This is a genomic window from Kitasatospora sp. NPDC001159 (assembly GCF_053598235.1).
Window position 1 is genome coordinate 93,838 of record NZ_JBSFJV010000005.1, and the last position, 15,056, is coordinate 108,893.

Annotated in this window: 13 protein-coding genes and 2 pseudogenes; 6 read left to right on the top strand and 9 right to left on the bottom strand. The window is 71.4% G+C overall.

What is annotated here, in order from left to right:
- Window positions 1-97: 97 nt before the first annotated feature.
- Window positions 98-1,339, bottom strand: a complete 1,242-nt coding sequence (locus ACWC9T_RS04625) for a branched-chain amino acid ABC transporter substrate-binding protein (protein WP_449819577.1) — start codon at window positions 1,337-1,339, stop codon at window positions 98-100.
- A 595-nt stretch (window positions 1,340-1,934) separates the two neighbouring features.
- A complete protein-coding gene (locus tag ACWC9T_RS04630; RefSeq protein ID WP_449819578.1) occupies window positions 1,935-2,399 on the bottom strand; it encodes a PaaI family thioesterase in 465 nt (154 codons plus the stop codon).
- Between the two features lie 245 nt (window positions 2,400-2,644).
- Between ACWC9T_RS04630 and polA the strand changes: the two genes are divergently transcribed.
- The gene (gene polA, locus ACWC9T_RS04635) at window positions 2,645-5,329 is read left to right on the top strand and encodes a DNA polymerase I (protein ID WP_449819646.1); all 2,685 of its coding nucleotides are present in this window, start codon (window positions 2,645-2,647) and stop codon (window positions 5,327-5,329) included.
- A gap of 55 nt (window positions 5,330-5,384) precedes the next feature.
- Here the strand turns inward: polA and ACWC9T_RS04640 are convergent, their stop codons facing one another.
- The gene (locus ACWC9T_RS04640) at window positions 5,385-5,921 is read right to left on the bottom strand and encodes a hypothetical protein (protein WP_449819579.1); all 537 of its coding nucleotides are present in this window, start codon (window positions 5,919-5,921) and stop codon (window positions 5,385-5,387) included.
- A 286-nt stretch (window positions 5,922-6,207) separates the two neighbouring features.
- Window positions 6,208-6,957: a hypothetical protein gene (locus tag ACWC9T_RS04645; protein ID WP_449819580.1), complete on the bottom strand. Its 750-nt coding sequence runs from the start codon at window positions 6,955-6,957 to the stop codon at window positions 6,208-6,210.
- Window positions 6,958-7,331: 374 nt separating this feature from the next.
- Between ACWC9T_RS04645 and ACWC9T_RS04650 the strand changes: the two genes are divergently transcribed.
- Together ACWC9T_RS04650 and ACWC9T_RS04655 are read left to right on the top strand one after the other, a co-directional pair.
- The gene (locus ACWC9T_RS04650; protein ID WP_449819581.1) at window positions 7,332-8,252 is read left to right on the top strand and encodes a helix-turn-helix domain-containing protein; all 921 of its coding nucleotides are present in this window, start codon (window positions 7,332-7,334) and stop codon (window positions 8,250-8,252) included.
- The gene (locus tag ACWC9T_RS04655) at window positions 8,215-8,346 is read left to right on the top strand and encodes a DUF397 domain-containing protein (protein WP_449819582.1); all 132 of its coding nucleotides are present in this window, start codon (window positions 8,215-8,217) and stop codon (window positions 8,344-8,346) included. The genes ACWC9T_RS04650 and ACWC9T_RS04655 overlap by 38 nt, the downstream gene beginning before the upstream one ends.
- Window positions 8,347-8,371: 25 nt before the next feature.
- On the opposite strand, the pseudogene ACWC9T_RS04660 reads toward ACWC9T_RS04655, so the two are convergent.
- A pseudogene (locus ACWC9T_RS04660) lies at window positions 8,372-8,596 on the bottom strand (ATP-dependent helicase C-terminal domain-containing protein); the annotation flags it as partial.
- 159 nt (window positions 8,597-8,755) lie between these two features.
- Here ACWC9T_RS04660 and ACWC9T_RS04665 point away from each other — a divergent pair.
- The gene (locus ACWC9T_RS04665) at window positions 8,756-9,157 is read left to right on the top strand and encodes a hypothetical protein (RefSeq protein ID WP_449819583.1); all 402 of its coding nucleotides are present in this window, start codon (window positions 8,756-8,758) and stop codon (window positions 9,155-9,157) included.
- 399 nt (window positions 9,158-9,556) lie between these two features.
- On the opposite strand, the gene ACWC9T_RS04670 is transcribed toward ACWC9T_RS04665, so the two are convergent.
- Window positions 9,557-10,477 (bottom strand): alpha/beta fold hydrolase, encoded by a 921-nt coding sequence (locus tag ACWC9T_RS04670; protein ID WP_449819584.1) that lies wholly within the window; start codon window positions 10,475-10,477, stop codon window positions 9,557-9,559.
- 78 nt (window positions 10,478-10,555) lie between these two features.
- Here ACWC9T_RS04670 and ACWC9T_RS04675 point away from each other — a divergent pair, with 78 nt between their 5' ends.
- Window positions 10,556-11,227: a TetR/AcrR family transcriptional regulator gene (locus tag ACWC9T_RS04675; protein WP_449819585.1), complete on the top strand. Its 672-nt coding sequence runs from the start codon at window positions 10,556-10,558 to the stop codon at window positions 11,225-11,227.
- A 36-nt stretch (window positions 11,228-11,263) separates the two neighbouring features.
- Here the strand turns inward: ACWC9T_RS04675 and ACWC9T_RS04680 are convergent.
- Together ACWC9T_RS04680 and ACWC9T_RS04685 are read right to left on the bottom strand one after the other, a co-directional pair.
- Window positions 11,264-11,573: pseudogene (locus ACWC9T_RS04680) on the bottom strand (transposase); the annotation flags it as partial.
- 55 nt (window positions 11,574-11,628) lie between these two features.
- Window positions 11,629-11,916: a DUF4267 domain-containing protein gene (locus ACWC9T_RS04685; RefSeq protein ID WP_449819586.1), complete on the bottom strand. Its 288-nt coding sequence runs from the start codon at window positions 11,914-11,916 to the stop codon at window positions 11,629-11,631.
- A 66-nt stretch (window positions 11,917-11,982) separates the two neighbouring features.
- Between ACWC9T_RS04685 and ACWC9T_RS04690 the strand changes: the two genes are divergently transcribed.
- On the top strand, window positions 11,983-12,537 hold the full coding sequence (locus ACWC9T_RS04690) for a hypothetical protein (protein WP_449819587.1): 555 nt from the start codon (window positions 11,983-11,985) through the stop codon (window positions 12,535-12,537).
- Window positions 12,538-12,541: 4 nt separating this feature from the next.
- Here ACWC9T_RS04690 and hrpB read toward each other — a convergent pair whose 3' ends face one another.
- The gene (gene hrpB / locus ACWC9T_RS04695; RefSeq protein WP_449819588.1) at window positions 12,542-15,052 is read right to left on the bottom strand and encodes an ATP-dependent helicase HrpB; all 2,511 of its coding nucleotides are present in this window, start codon (window positions 15,050-15,052) and stop codon (window positions 12,542-12,544) included.
- Between the last annotated feature and the right edge of the window lie 4 nt (window positions 15,053-15,056).

The following is a 15,056-nucleotide window of genomic DNA, read 5'->3' on the forward strand; positions in this document are numbered from 1 at the left end:
CGTTCGGGGGTGTCCGCGTGGGTGTGGTGGATGTGGGGGCGCGCGGGGGCACTCGTGGCGCCCCCGCGCGCTGGTGGAGCTGTTCCTGAGGGGCCCGTCAGCCGCTGAAGGTGCCGGACTTCTCCACGGCCCACTTGCCGTCCTTGACGGTGTAGACGGTGAGCTGCTTGTTGGTGGTGTCGCCGAACTCGTCGAAGGAGACCTTGCCGGTGACGCCGTCGAAGGAGACGTTCTGGACGGCGTCGCGGACGGCGGTGCGGGCGTCGGCGCCGGTGGGGAGCTTGCCCTTGTCCTTCACGACGTTCTTGACGGCCTGGATGATGGCCCAGGCGCTGTCGTAGGAGTAGCCGCCGTAGGTCTCGTAGGCGTCCTTGTAGTTGGCCGCCTTGTAGTCGGCGATGTACTTCTTGGCGGTGTCGAGGGACTCGACGGGCAGGCCGACGGCGGTGGCGAAGTCGCCCTGGCTCTTGGGGTTGAGCTTGATGAAGTCGCCGCTCTGGATGCCGTCGCCGCCCATCAGCGGGATGTTGACGCCGGCCTCCTTGAGCTGGAGGGAGAGCGGGCCGGCCGCGGGGTACTCGCCGCCGTAGTAGACGGCGTCGGCGCCGGAGCTCTTGACCTTGGTGACGATGGCGGCGAAGTCGCGGTCGTCGGGGTTGACGTGCTCCTCGCCGGCGAGCTTTCCGCCGAGCTTGGTGAACTCGCCCTTGAAGGTGGCGGCGAGGCCGGCGCCGTAGGTCTTCTGGTCGTCGATGAGGAAGACGCTGGTCTTCTTCGCGTCGTTGTAGAGGAACTGGGCGGCGAAGGGGCCCTGGACGGCGTCGGTGGTGGCGGTGCGGAAGTAGGACTTGAAGGGGCGCTTCTTGTCGCCGCTGGCCCACTTCTCGCCCTGGCTGAGGGCGACGCCGGTGTTGGCGGGGGAGATCTCGACGAGGTTCTTGTCGTCGAAGATCTGCTGCATGGACTGCGCGACGCTGGAGTTGAGCGGGCCGACGACGCCGAGGACCTTGTCGTCGGCGACCAGCTGGGTGGCGTTCTGCTGGCCGGGGGCGGGCTTGCCGGTGTCGTCGAGGGCCTTGATCTCGAACTTGACGCCGGGGACCTCGTTGGTCTCGTTGGCCTTCTTGACGGCGAGGTCCACGGAGTTGCGGATGCCGAGGCCGAGGGCGGAGAGGTCGCCGGTGAGCGGCGCGTCGACGCCGATGACGACGGTGGTGGAGGCGCTGTTGTCCTTGCTGCCGGCGCCGTCGCCGGACTTGGACCCGCGGGAGCCACAGGCGCTGAGGCTGAGGGCGCCGATCACGGCAATGCTCACGACAACTGCAGAACGATGACGCACGAGGGTCCCCTTCGGTTCAGGAGGCGCCCGCGCCTGAGTGGCGGGAGCCGGGGTGCGCGGAGGGCCGGTCCATTCCGGATGGCGCGGTGACTGGCCGTGACTCTAGGCCTCGTTGGGCGGCTCGGGCAGTGGTGCGAGCAGGCTGTGATTCTCTTGTTATGAGCACACGGAGTAATTGTCTCAGCATGTGGTCGTTTTGGCTCGACCGACCCGGAACTTCCGGGCGCTTACTCGCTGGTAGAGGCATGTAAGGGCCAGAAATGGGGGTTGCGGCTGGCATCGTCGATAATCGGACGCCGATGTTCGGTGCGCTTCTTTCAGTCGCACGCGTCCGGATTTCGGACAAGGAGGGCGCGGCGAAGGGGGTCAGGGGCGCCCGGAGGCCGCGGAACCGCCGTTTGCTTGGATTTCCTGATTGTTACGCAGCGTCACAGATTCCGGAGCCGTGCCGACCGCCCCCGGGCATGCCACCGCCCCCTTGTCCAGACCCAACGCCTGCCCAGGGCGGCGGAAAGTCAAACAAGGGGGCGGGAAAGGGACTTGATGCTGTCCGGCCGCAACTATTCGTGGCCGTAAGGTTCTTGCTGCTCAGGGATTACAAGTCGCGCAGCATGCAGGTCAGTCGGCAGCTGGTGATCCGCTTGCCGGTGTCGTCGGTGATCGCGATCTCGTAGGTGGCGGCGGTGCGGCCCTTGAACACCGCCGTCGCCACCCCGGTGACCAGACCGGAGGTGGCCGAACGGTGGTGGGTGGCGTTGAGGTCCACGCCCACCGCGTACCGGCCGGGGCCCGCGTGCAGCATCGCGCCGATCGAGCCCAGCGTCTCGGCCAGCGCCGCCGACGCGCCGCCGTGCAGCAGCCCGTACGGCTGCTGGTTGCCCTCCACCGGCATGGTGCCGACCACGCGGTCGCCGGAGGCCTCGACGATCCGGATGCCGAGCTTCTCGCCGAGGCGGCCGCCGGAGAAGGTCTCCGAGTCCACCCCGAGCTTGGCGAAGTGGTCCAGTACGTCCTGCGGGACCTTCAGGACGGGGGTGGTGTCGGGGGCCGCGTCGGTCATGGGGGGAACTCCTGCCGCTCGGGGGTCACGGGTCGTGCTGCCTGTGATGGTACGACCGTCCTACTCGCTGGTAGTGCCCGCGCCGCCGCCTGGGTGCGGGTTTCGCCGGTGCCCCTTTTGTCGGTGCCGGGCCATAGGATCGGTGGCCGGTAGTGGAATCGGCAGGAACGGACGTTGACGTGGCTACGCAGAGTACGGACAAGGGCGCGACGGGTGGCGGCGGGGCCGGCCCGCGACCCCGGCTGATGCTGCTCGACGGGCACTCGATGGCTTACCGGGCCTTCTACGCCCTGCCCGTGGAGAACTTCAACACCTCCACCGGACAACCCACCAACGCGGTCTACGGCTTCGCCTCGATGCTCGCCAACACCGTCCGGGACGAGGCCCCCACCCACCTCGCCGTCGCCTTCGACCTCTCCCGGCAGACCTTCCGCTCCGTCGAGTTCCCCGACTACAAGGCCAACCGCGCCAAGACGCCGGACGAGTTCCGCAGCCAGATCGGCCTGATCGGCGAACTGCTCGACGCCATGAACATCCCCCGGCTCACGGTCGAGGGCTTCGAGGCCGACGACATCATCGCCACCCTGGCCACCGCCGCCGAGGCGGCCGGCTACGACGTCGACATCGTCACCGGCGACCGCGACTCGCTCCAGTTGGTCACCGACCACGTCACCGTGCTCTACCCGACCAAGGGCGTCTCCGAGCTCACCCGCTTCACCCCGGAGAAGGTGACCGAGAAGTACGGCGTCACCCCCCGCCAGTACCCCGACCTCGCGGCCCTGCGCGGCGACCCGTCCGACAACCTGCCCGGCATCCCCGGCGTCGGCGAGAAGACCGCCGCCAAGTGGGTCAACCAGTTCGGCTCCTTCGACGAACTCGTCTCCCGCGCCGACGAGGTGAAGGGCAAGATCGGCGAGAAGCTGCGCGACAACCTCGACTCGGTCAAGCGCAACCGGGGGCTGACGGAGCTGGTCCGCGACGTCGAACTCCCGCTGGGCGTCGCCGACCTGGCCCGCCAGGCCTTCGACAAGACCGCCGTCGGCACCCTGATGGAGTCGCTGGAGTTCCGCAACGCCAACTTCCGCGACCGCGTCTTCGGCATCGACCCGACCACCGGCGAGGAGGCGGCCGCCGAACTCGCCCCCGGCGTCGAGGTCGACGGCGAACTGCTCACCGACCCGGGCACGCTGGCCGCCTGGCTGCGCGAGCACGCCGGTGACGGCAAGACCACCGTCGCCCTGGCCGCCGTCTACCAGTGGGCGCTCGGCACCGGCGAGGTCACCGAAGTCGCCCTCGCCGCAGGGGAGACGGCCGCCTGGTTCGACCCGGCGCTGCTCGCCGAGGAGGACGAGCAGGCCTTCGCCGGCTGGCTCGCCGACCCGGCCGCCCCCAAGGCCCTGCACATCGCCAAGCAGGTCATGCGCGCCTTCGCCGAGCGCGGCTGGACCGTCGAGGGCGTCGTCGCCGACACCGCCCTCGCCGCCTACCTGGAGAAGCCCGGCCGCCGCACCTTCACCCTGGAGGTGCTCGCCGAGGAGTACCTGGCCCGCTCGCTCACCCCGGCCCCCGCCGCCGAGAGCGGCCAACTCGCCTTCGACGCACCGGAGGAGGACGAAACCGCGCACGCCCAGGCGCTCATGCTCCAGGCCCGCGCCGTGCTCGACCTCGCCGCGCTCTTCGACACCCGCCTCGCCGAGGTCGGCGCCGCCGGGCTGATGCACGACATGGAACTGCCCATCGCCGCCCTGCTCGCCCGCATGGAGCGCTACGGCATCGCCGCCGACCGCGAGTGGCTCACCCGGCTCGAGTCGCAGTTCGCCGCCGAGATCCAGCGCTGCGTCGAGGAGGCGCACGCCGCCGCCGGGCACGAGTTCAACCTCGGCTCGCCCAAGCAGCTCCAGGAGATCCTCTTCGGCGAACTCGCCCTCCCGAAGACCAAGAAGATCAAGACCGGCTACACCACCGACGCCGACGCGCTCACCTGGCTGGCCACCCAGACCGACAACGAGCTGCCGGTCATCCTGCTGCGCCACCGCGACCAGGCCAAGCTGCGCACCACCGTCGAGGGCCTGCTCAAGACGGTCTCGCCCAAGGGCCGGATCCACACCACCTTCAACCAGATGGTCGCCGCCACCGGCCGGCTCTCCTCGCAGGACCCGAACCTGCAGAACATCCCGGTCCGCACCGAGGAGGGCCGCGCGATCCGCCGCGCCTTCATCGTCGGCGAGGGCTACGAGTCGCTGCTCACCGCCGACTACTCGCAGATCGAACTGCGGATCATGGCGCACCTGTCCGAGGACGAGGCGCTGATCGAGGCCTTCGCCTCCGGCGAGGACCTCCACACCACCGTCGCCTCCCAGGTCTTCGAGGTCCCCGGCGGCGCGGTCGACGCCGAGATGCGCCGCAAGATCAAGGCGATGTCCTACGGCCTGGCGTACGGGCTGTCCGCGTACGGGCTCTCGCAGCAGCTCGGCATCAAGCCCGCCGAGGCCCAGGGCCTGATGGACACCTACTTCGAGCGCTTCGGCGGCGTGCGCGACTACCTGCGCCGCGTCGTCGACGAGGCCCGCGCGACCGGCTACACCGAGACCCTGCTCGGCCGCCGCCGCTACCTGCCGGACCTCAACAGCGACAACCGCCAGCGCCGCGAGATGGCCGAGCGGATGGCCCTCAACGCCCCGATCCAGGGCTCGGCCGCCGACATCGTCAAGATCGCCATGCTCCGGGTGGACGAGGCCCTGCGCGCCGCCCGCCTCACCAGCCGGATGCTGCTCCAGGTCCACGACGAAATCGTCCTGGAGCTGGCCCCCGGCGAGCGCGAGCAGGTCGAGGCCATCGTCCGCGAGCAGATGGCCGGCGCCTACCCGCTGCGCGCCCCGCTGGACGTCTCGGTCGGCGTCGGCGCCAACTGGGAGGCCGCCGCGCACTGACGCACCGCCGCACTGCCACCGACGGGCCCGGACACGCGAGTGTCCGGGCCCGTCGCTACGATCTGCCGGTCCGTCGCGCAATGGGCGCGGCGAGGAGCGGGGGGGCGGCGATGACGGAGACGGACGAGGGCGGGAAGCAGCGGAGGTTCCCGCGGCCCCGGTTGGTGGTCCCGGCCGCGCTGGCGGCGCTGCTGCTGGCGGGCGGGTCGGTCTGGGCGCTGTCCGGCGGCGGGGACGGGCCGACGGCTCCGGTCGCGGTCGGTACGGCCACGCCGAGCGCGACGGTGAGTCCCACGGCGGAGCCCTCGCCGACCGCGGCGCCGACGCCGACCACGACTGCGACTGCGACGCCCACCGAGGCGTCTCCGTCGCCGAGCCCGTCCATGGCGGCGGAACCGGCTCCGGCGTCCGTCGAGCCCGCGGCGGACGAACCGGAGAGCAGCGCCCCGGCCGCGCCCCGAAAGCCTGCGGCGAAGGCCTCGGACGCCCCTGCCGCCAAGTCGCAGGGCGCCGCGCCGGCCGCGAAGCCGAAGGCCCCGGCGGCCCCGGCCGGGCAGGATCCGCACGACATGGCGCCGGTGCCGTGCACCAACTGCCGGACCGAGCCGCAGGAGCCCGACCCGCAGCACACCTGCATTCACGACGCGGCGGGAAGGCTCATCACCTGCAGCCCCACCCAGGTCGGCATCCCTCACCCGCCGAGTAGTCCGGACCCGACGTTCACGCCGGGCTCCTCGCACTGACGGCGGAGGCTTCGAGGGGCCCGGACGCGGTTCGCGTCCGGGCCCCTCGATGGTGCAAGCCACGCCGTAGATCTCCCCGGCTACGGGACCGGCCCCGCACCGCAGGGGTGTGCGGGGCCGGTTGGGCGGCGGGCCTCAGTTGATGAGGAGGGCCTTGACGCCCGAGAGGACCGGGACGAGCTGGTACCGCCCGTCGCCGGGGCCGCAGGAGGGCTTGGTGTCAGGGGTGTTGGAGATGTTCGTCCCGGCCTGGAACCGTCCGTCCCCGCTCGTGCCGAAGGTCGTGAGATGGTCCCGGAAACCGTCGAAGTAGTACATGCACCGGTGCAGGTTCAGGTACCGCCCGGCGGTCAGGTCCAGGGGCGTGACGCTCGACAGCAGGGGGATGGGGTGGTCGGTGCCTCCGCCGCCGCAGCTGACTGTGGTGTCACGGGTGTTGGAGACGTTGGTGCCGGCGACGAACTTGACATCGGTGGTCCCCACCGCCGTGGTGAGGTGGTCGAGGTCGAAGTCGCTCCAGAAGATGCACTGGTGCAGGTTCAGGTAGCGGCCGGACGTCAGGTCGTAGGGTTGGGCGGCCGTGTAGACATGCTCGTACCTCCCGTCCCCGGGGCCGCACACAGCGGCGGGAGCGGGGGTGTCGGAGACGTCCGTCGCTGCGCTGAACCGCCCGTCCTGGCTCGGGACCAGGGTGGTCATGAGGTCGAAGGTGGGCGCCCCGAGCGGGCTGTTGTAGACGCACTGGTGCAGGTTGAGGTACCGGCCGGCCAGGGCCTGCGGCGCGCCGTGGACGGTGGGGGTGGCGGCGGCAGGGGCCGGGCCGGCCAGTGCGGTGATGGACAGGGCGGCGGCTGCGAGCGCGGCGGAGCGCGGGGCGAGGCGCATGGGGTTCTCCGTGGTGGGGCGCGGCCGCTCCAAATGGGCGGCTGTCACGCAGGAGGTTTCCCGGGGCGTCGGAGGGCCTGGGTCGCTGCGCTCGCAACTTCACCTGAATGAGCAGGCGCCGCGCGGGTCGGGCGCGCGAGTGGGAGGTACGCGGCGAACGTTTGGGGGTCGGTGGGTTTTGAGCATGGGGGAGTTCCTCAGGGGGCGGAAGGGGGAGCGCGAGAGTAGTGCGCAATCACCCTGTGCAGGCAAATGATTGCGTTCTGGTGTCAATCACTGAGGCTGCGGAGGTACGGTGATGGCCGAAATCAGCTGCCGGGGGCGCGTGGTGCGTGAGGGGGCCGACTGTGGCACATCGGCGACACAAGCGGGGGTTGACGGCGAGTTCGGCCGAGTTGTTCGGCGAGGAGCTGCGGTTCTACCGGGAGCTGGCCAACTACACCCAGGAGGAGCTGGGCAAGCTTCTGCACTGCAGTCGGACGAACATCACTCGGTACGAGAGCGGTCAGCGCCGCATGCCGCCGGACCTGGTGGAGAGAGCCGATGAACTGCTCAGCACGGGCGGTGCGCTGAAGCGGCTCTGGGGGAAGGTGGACTGGAAGGCGCAGGTCGAGCACCCGGATTGGTTTCAGACCCATGCGGACACGGAGGCCGAGGCGGTTGGGCTCCAGGCGTTTCAGACCAACTACATGCATGGGCTGCTGCAATGCAGGGACTACGCGAGAGCGATGTTCGAGGCGGGCGGTACTGATGAACGCCCTGAAGTGATCGAGGAGCGAGTCGCGGCAAGGCTTGCGAGGCAGGAGCGGTTCCTCGCCAATGGTGGGCCGCAGTTGGTCGTTCTCCTGGACGAAAGTGCCATCCGGTCGGTGGTCGGCGGGCCGAGGGTGATGGTGCGGCAGATGCAGCACCTGCTGCGCGTTGCTCAGCGCGGGAACATCGTCATTCAGGTGGTGCCGTTCGCGGCTCGGGCGACGATCGTCAAGACCTCAATGGTCCTTCTGGAGATGCCGGATGGGCAGCACCTGGTGTACTCGGAGAGTCTTGACCGGGGTAGTTCGAGCGACGATCCAGCCATCGTTTCAGGGCACCGGCGGCGCTATGATCGGCTGCGTGGCGATGCACTCACGGCGGCCGAATCGCTCGCGCTGATCGCCGAGGCGCTGGAAGGGTTCAGAGATGATGAGGAACGAGCTCGACGCGGCCAGCTGGCGCAAGAGCAGCCACAGTGGCCCGGACGGCGGCGACTGCATCGAGGTGGCCCCCGGATTCCCCGGCCTCGTCCCCGTACGTGACTCCAAGGACCCTCACGGCCCGGTGCTCGTCTTCCCGGCCTCGGCCTGGGCCTCCTTCCTCTCCAGCGTGCAGGCCGGCGACTTCCCGGCGTAGTGATCCGCCGGACGGAAGGTGTCCATTACTTCCGGGCGTTGGTGCGGCGGGTGGGTTCCGCTGTGGTCGGGTCCTCGGGCCAGGGGTGGCGGGGGTAGCGGCCTCGCAGGTCGGCGCGGACGGCGCGGTAGCCGTCGCGCCAGAAGGACGCCAGGTCTCCGGTGACGGCGGCGGGGCGGCCTGCGGGGGAGAGCAGGTGGATGGTGAGCGGGACCCGGCCTCCGGCCAGGGCGGGGGCGGCGGCCCAGCCAACGTCCGGGCGTTCCTGGGCGAGGACAACACTTCGATGATGGGCGGCTGGACCCACTGACGGCCGGCCTGAGCGCCTGAAGTAGTCGCGCGCCCGGCCCCACCTCAATTGGGGCCGGGCGCGTGGTTCCCCAGCATTCCGGCGAAGGAGCGTGCGTCCATGCGATTCCTCAACATCCACCACGCCCGTGAGACGATCGGCCGACTCGTGAGCGCGGTCAACGAGAAGCCCCTGCCGACCGCTGCGGCCTTCCCGGCCGCATGCCGGAGCGTCGTCTCCGCCCTCCGCCCCCTACCGGTCGAGGGAGAGGGCATCACGCTGTCCTTCAAGGACAGCGAGTGGGGCAGCTACCTGATCGAGAACAGGACCTTCGAGAACATCTTCGAGGGCCTGGAGAGCACCCCTGCCGACCTGAGGGACCCGCACGACATCGCGCCGTGCGCCGGTATCGGCCTCGGAATCCGGGCGCGGGTTGGAGGGCAGGGCGGCGAACGTGCGGGGGTGGTGGGTTTTGAGCATGGCGGAGTTCCTCGGGGGGCGGATGAGGGAGCGCGAGGGTAGTGCGCAATCACGCTATGCAGGCATCTGCACTGCAGTCGGACGAATCACTCGGTATGAGACCGGTCAGCGCCGTATGCCGCCGGACCTGGTGGAGAGAGCCGACGAACTGCTCAACACGAGCGGTGTACTGAGGCGGCTCTGGGGGAAGGTGGACTGGAAGGCGCAGGTCGAGCATCCGGACTGGTTTCAGACTCATGCGGACACTGAGGCCGAGGCGGTTGGGCTCCAGGCGTTTCAGACCAACTACATGCATGGGCTACTGCAATGCAGGGACTGCGCGAGAGCGATGTTGAGCAATTGTCAAGAGTTGTGGGTCGGGCGTCCTCGGATCTCCTCGACGGGGCGGGGTAGTTCGGTTCCAGTTGGTCGCGACGGAGTGTGTCGGGCAGCGGTCTCCGGCTACCTGTGCGTGACCCCGTTGATCTGCGGTTGCTCGTCGGCATGGTTGGCGAGCGCGCGCAGTTCGTCGGCGTAGGTGGCCCAGACATCGCGGGCGAGGAAGTGACCGACGCCGGGCACAAGGTGCAGGCGTGCGCCGGGGATCGCGGCGGCGATGTCGCGCGCGGACGCTGCTCGCAGAAGCGGGTCGCGCTCGCCGTGCAGCACCAGGGTCGGTGCGGTGATCTGGGCGAGCGGCCCGCCGTGCCACTTCGCGCCGATCTGGCGGCTCTGCGCCTTCGAGTCGCGGAAGCTGGCGACCTGGTGCGCTGCCTCCTTGTCTACGAACTCGCGCACATCGTGCTCGTCGATGTGCTGGCCGGGCATGGCCAGGATGCGGGCGATGGCCACCGCCAGGTCCAGGTTGCCCTGAGGGGTCTCGGGGTGGTGAAGCCGGGCGAATCGGGGCAGGCATGCCAGGCGTAGGTAGCGCAGGATGCTCAGGCCTTTCGCGTCGCTGGGGACGGCCGAGGAGGTGGTCAGGCTCAGCACGCGCTGCGGGTGGCGGATCGCGATGCGCTGCGCGATGAGCCCACCCATCGAGTGGCCGAAGAGGTGGGCGCCTTTCCAGCCGAGGGCGTTGAGGACGGCGATCGCGTCGTCGGTGAAGTCCTCGACGCTGTAGGCGGGAGCTTCTCGCTGCAGCAGGGCCTTGATCGGCGGGCCGACGCGCCGGTTGGGCAGGTGGGTGGATTCGCCCGCGTCACGCTGGTCGTAGGCCACGACGTGGAAGCCGCGGCCGACCAGTTCGGCCACCAGGCCGTCCGGCCACCAGAACCGTGTGGTTCCCAGTCCCATGATGAGCAGCAGCGGGTCGCCGCCCGAGCCGCCCAGGTCCTCGAAGGCGATCTGGATCTCGCCGTTGTGCGCGAAGCGTGTCATCGCATCCCTCCCATTCGCATACACCGTTCGCGAACACCGTATGCGATAGGTAGGCTGGTGGCAACACGGGAGGTGGCAGTGGCAGGACAGCAGGAGCCGGTGATCTGGATGCGGCCGGAGCAGGCACCGGTCGGACGCCCGCCCGAGCGCAGCCGCGCCGAGATCACCGCTGCCGCGGTAGAACTGGCCGACCGCGAGGGCCTGGAGGCCGTCTCGATGCGCCGCCTCGCATCCATCCTGGGCACCGGCGCCGCCTCGCTCTACCGCTACGTGGCCACTCGTGACGACCTGCTCGACCTGATGACCGACAGCACCGCGCGCGACTACAACCTGCCCGCCCCCACCGGCGACTGGCAGGCCGACCTGCTCGCCATTGCCTGCCAGGCCCGGCAGATCATGCGCCGCCACCCGTGGCTGCCGACCATGGTCATGAGCCGCCCCACTCTCGGCCCCCACGGGATCGACCTCCTGGAGCACGTGCTCGACGTGCTCGCCGACCACCCGGCTGGCCCCGCGCGCAAACTCGAGGCATTCGCCCTCCTCAGCGGCCTGACCGCGCTGTTCGTCCAGAACGAAATGGCTGCCGCGGACACCAGTGCCACGCGCCAATCCGCCGCTTACCTCCGCCACGTTGCCGCCGGGGGAAGCCACCCCCGCATCACCGCCTTGCTCGCCACCTCCCCGCCCGACGACCCCCGCGACCGGTTCGATGCCGTACTCGTCCGCGCCCTGACCGGCGTGCTGGGCTGACTCCGCCGCAGTTGGCCACACAACTGGGCAGCGTGATCAGGCAGCGGCGGTCTCCGTGCGCTCGACCAGGACGCCGTTCTCGAACCTGGCGCCGGAGCGGACGAGGGCGACGAGGCGGGTGCCGGTGATCGCGCGCCGGCGGGCCTGGGCGGACTCGACGAGCTTGAACACCATCGCGAGCGCGGCCGCCGGGCTGCCGGCGCCGCGGGTGACCTTGGTGCGGAGCTTGACGGTGGAGAACGTGGACTCGATGGGGTTCGTGGTCTGCAGGTGGATCCAGTGCTCGGCCGGGAACTCGTAGAAGGCCAGCAGCTCCTCCCGCATCGGTGATCTTCGCGACGGCCTTGCGCCAGCCGTGCCGTGCAGCGGGTATGTCGCGGTCGGTGCGCCGAACAGTCCCCTCATCGGGCGATCCAGACGGCCGTGGCGAGGTGGAGGACGGCGAAGGCGCCGGCGCCGAAGGTCATGCCGCGGTTGCGGTACCGGGCGCCGATCGCGGAGTCGCCGACCTGGGCCAGCCCCGCGACCACCAGCATCGGCCAGGCGGCACCGTGGGACGCGCCGGTCAGCAGGAGCAGTGCGGTGGCCAGCCCGAGCGGGACGGCCCGGACCGCGTAGGCGCGAGCGTAGAGGTCGGTCCCGGCGTTGACCGGCTCTCTCGCCGGCAGCGCGAGGCCGGGGTGCAGCACCCCCGCGACACTCGCCTGGTTCGGGATGGAAGGCTGATCGGATACCAGGCGGCGAAGGGGTTTGCGGTGGACAACGGGTCGGCGTTGGTGGCGGAGGCCCGGGAGCGGTTGCGGGCGGGGGTGGCGCCCGCAGTGGTCTGCGGGGAGCTGGCCGTGCGGGTGCCGCAGCGGTGGGAGGGTGCCGCGTTGGCCGTTGGGCTGGCGTTGGGGATCGAGGAGGCGGAGCTGCGGCGACGGTTGAGCAGCGAGCCGGGCCTGCAGGCCGAGTTCCGACCGGGCGAGGAAGACCTCTACGGCGAAGTCCTGGAGATATTCGGGGTGTTCGACGTCACGAAGCAGCTCGACGAGCGGGAGCGGGTGATCGCGGAGCACCTGCGGGCCGCGTGGCGCGCCCAGGGGAGCCTCGGGAGCGGCCACGCTGTCGGCCTTCATCGCGGTTTCGTCAAGGGCGAGTTGGCGTCCGTCTTCCGCTCGCTGACACGGTTCGGTCCGCGGGCCGGTCGCGGCCGGCCCGCGGAGTTCTGGACACGCCTGATCGCGGCCGGTGAGCTCCTCGATCAGGTGGACGTGGCGCAGGCACTCGACGAGTGTCGGCGGCGCCTGGCCGACTGCGTCGACTAGGGCGTCACTTGCGGGCGTTGGTGCGGCGGGTCGGCTCTGCCGTGGTCGGGTCCTCGGGCCAGGGGTGGCGGGGGTAGCGGCCTCGCAGGTCGGCGCGGACAGCGCGGTAGCCGTCGCGCCAGAAGGACGCCAGGTCTCCGGTGACGGCGGCGGGGCGGCCTGCGGGGGAGAGCAGGTGGATGGTGAGCGGGACCCGGCCTCCGGCCAGGGCGGGGGCGGCGGCCCAGCCGAAGAGTTCCTGCAACTTGACGGCCAGCACTGGGCGTTCGGTGGTGTAGTCGACGCGGATCTTGGAGCCCGACGGGACGGTGATGCGCTCGGGCGCGAGTTCGTCCAGTCGCCCGGCTTCACCGGCGGCCCAGGGCAGTAGGCGCTGGAGGGCCGCCGTGGTGTCGATGCGGGCGAGGTCGGTGCGGCGGCGGGCGCGGGAGAGTTCGGGCTCCAGCCACTCGTCGGCGCGTTCGAGGAGTGAGGCATCGGAGACGTCGGGCCAGGGGTCGCCGATGGCGGTGTGCAGGAAGGCCAGGCGTTCGCGTAGGCCGGGGGAGGGCCAGGCGAGCAGGGTGCTCACGCCTTCGCGGGCGAGGCCTTCGAGGAGGGCGGCGCGGACCAGGGTCGGGTCGGGGCGGTCGAGCGGCTTCTCGGCGAGTTCGATCGCGCCGAGGGATTCGACCTGGCGGGAGACGACCTCGCCTCGCCGGGTGTCCCAGTGCACCTCCTCGCGGGCTTCGAGCAGCGGTCCGCCGGCGAGTAGGGCGGTGGCCTCATCCAGCGCTGCGGCGTGCAGGATGCGGGCGGAGTGCGAGCCGGCCGGGCGGTCGGCGACCGCGACGGCGAGCCAGGACAGGGTGCCGAGCCGGGTGTCCGGGGCGAGTTCGGCGGCCGTCCCGGAGGCCATCAGGTAGGGGCTGCGCTCGCCGGGGGCGGGGCGGTCGACCCGGGCGCGGGCGATTCGTTCGGGGAAGGCGAGGGCGACGACGAGGCCGGCGGCGGTCGTGTCGGGCAGCAGGGTGGCTGGTTCGTCGTGGGCGGCGCGAAGCAGGCGGCGGACTTCCTCGCGCCAGCGCCCGGCGTAGGGATCGTTGCCGGTTCGGACCGCCCGCCAGACCGCGCCGAGGTCGTCGCCGAGGGCACGCGGCGGCTCCTCGGAGAGCAAGGCGACCACCTCGGCCGCTCGCCGGGCGCCGACCGCCGCCGCGCCGTCGACCAGTGCGCGGCCGAGCCGGGGGTGGAGCCCGGTGCGGGCGAGGCGGACCCCGCGCGGCGTCGCCCGCCCGTCCGCGTCGACCGCGCCGAGGGCGTGCAGGGTCTGCCGGGCGGCGGCCATCGCCCCCGCCGGGGGACGGTCGGGCAGGGCGAGGCCAGTGGCGTCCGGGTCGCCCCAGCAGGCGGCCTGGAGAGCAAAGCTGGTGAGGTCGGCGAGGGCGATCTCGGGGGTGGGGAAGCGCGCGGCCCGGGCGTCCTCAGCCTCGTGCCAGCACCGGTAGACGGTGCCGGGGGCCTCACGCCCCGCTCGTCCGGCGCGCTGGCGGGCGGCGGCGAGTGAGGCTCGGACGGTGACGAGCCCGGCCAGGCCTCGGGCGTGGTCCGTGCGGGGTTCGCGGGCGAGCCCGGCGTCCACCACGACCCGGACGCCGGGCACGGTGAGCGAGGACTCGGCGACGGCGGTGGCCAGTACCACCCGCCGCCGCTCGGACGGGGTGAGCGCGGCGTCCTGGACGGACTGCGGGGCGCGGCCGTGCAGTTGGAGCACCTCGGTGGCCACGCCGCCGAGCAGCCCGGCGACCCGGGCGATCTCGCCGACGCCGGGCAGGAAGCAGAGCACGTCCCCGTCCCGTTCGGCGAGCGCCCGGCGGACCGTCGCGGCGACGTGGTCGAGCAGCGCCGGGTCGACCCGGGTGCCGTGGGCGGGCCGGACGGCGCGCGACGGCGGCGCCCAGACCACGTCCACCGGATGGGAGACCCCGTGCGCCTCCACCACCGGGGCGCCGCCGAGGAGTTCGGCCCAGGCGGCGGTGTCGGAGGTGGCCGAGGCGCAGACCAGGCGCAGTTCGGGCCGCAGCGCGGCCCGGACGTCCAGCAGGAAGGCGAGCGCGGTGTCGGCGTCCAGGTGCCGTTCGTGGCACTCGTCCAGGACTACGACATCCACGCCGGACAGCTCCTGGTCGCGCTGGAGTCGTTGCAGCAGCACGCCGGTGGTCACCACCTCGACCACGGTCGTCGGCCCGGCCTTGCGTTCGCCGCGTACGGTGTAGCCGACCCGGTCGCCGACGGCTTCACCGAGCAGCCAGGCCATCCGCCGGGCGGCCGCCCGGACCGCGAGCCGGCGCGGTTCGGCGACCAGCACCCGGCGCACCGGGCCGTCGGAGAGCAGCCCGGCCAGGGCGAGCGGCACCAGCGTGGTCTTGCCGGTGCCGGGCGGGGCGGCGAGGACGGCGGTGCCGTGCTCCTCCAGCGCGTCGTGCAGGGCGGGCAGGGCGGTGCGGACGGGCAGGTCGCGCCAGGCCGGGTGCAACAGG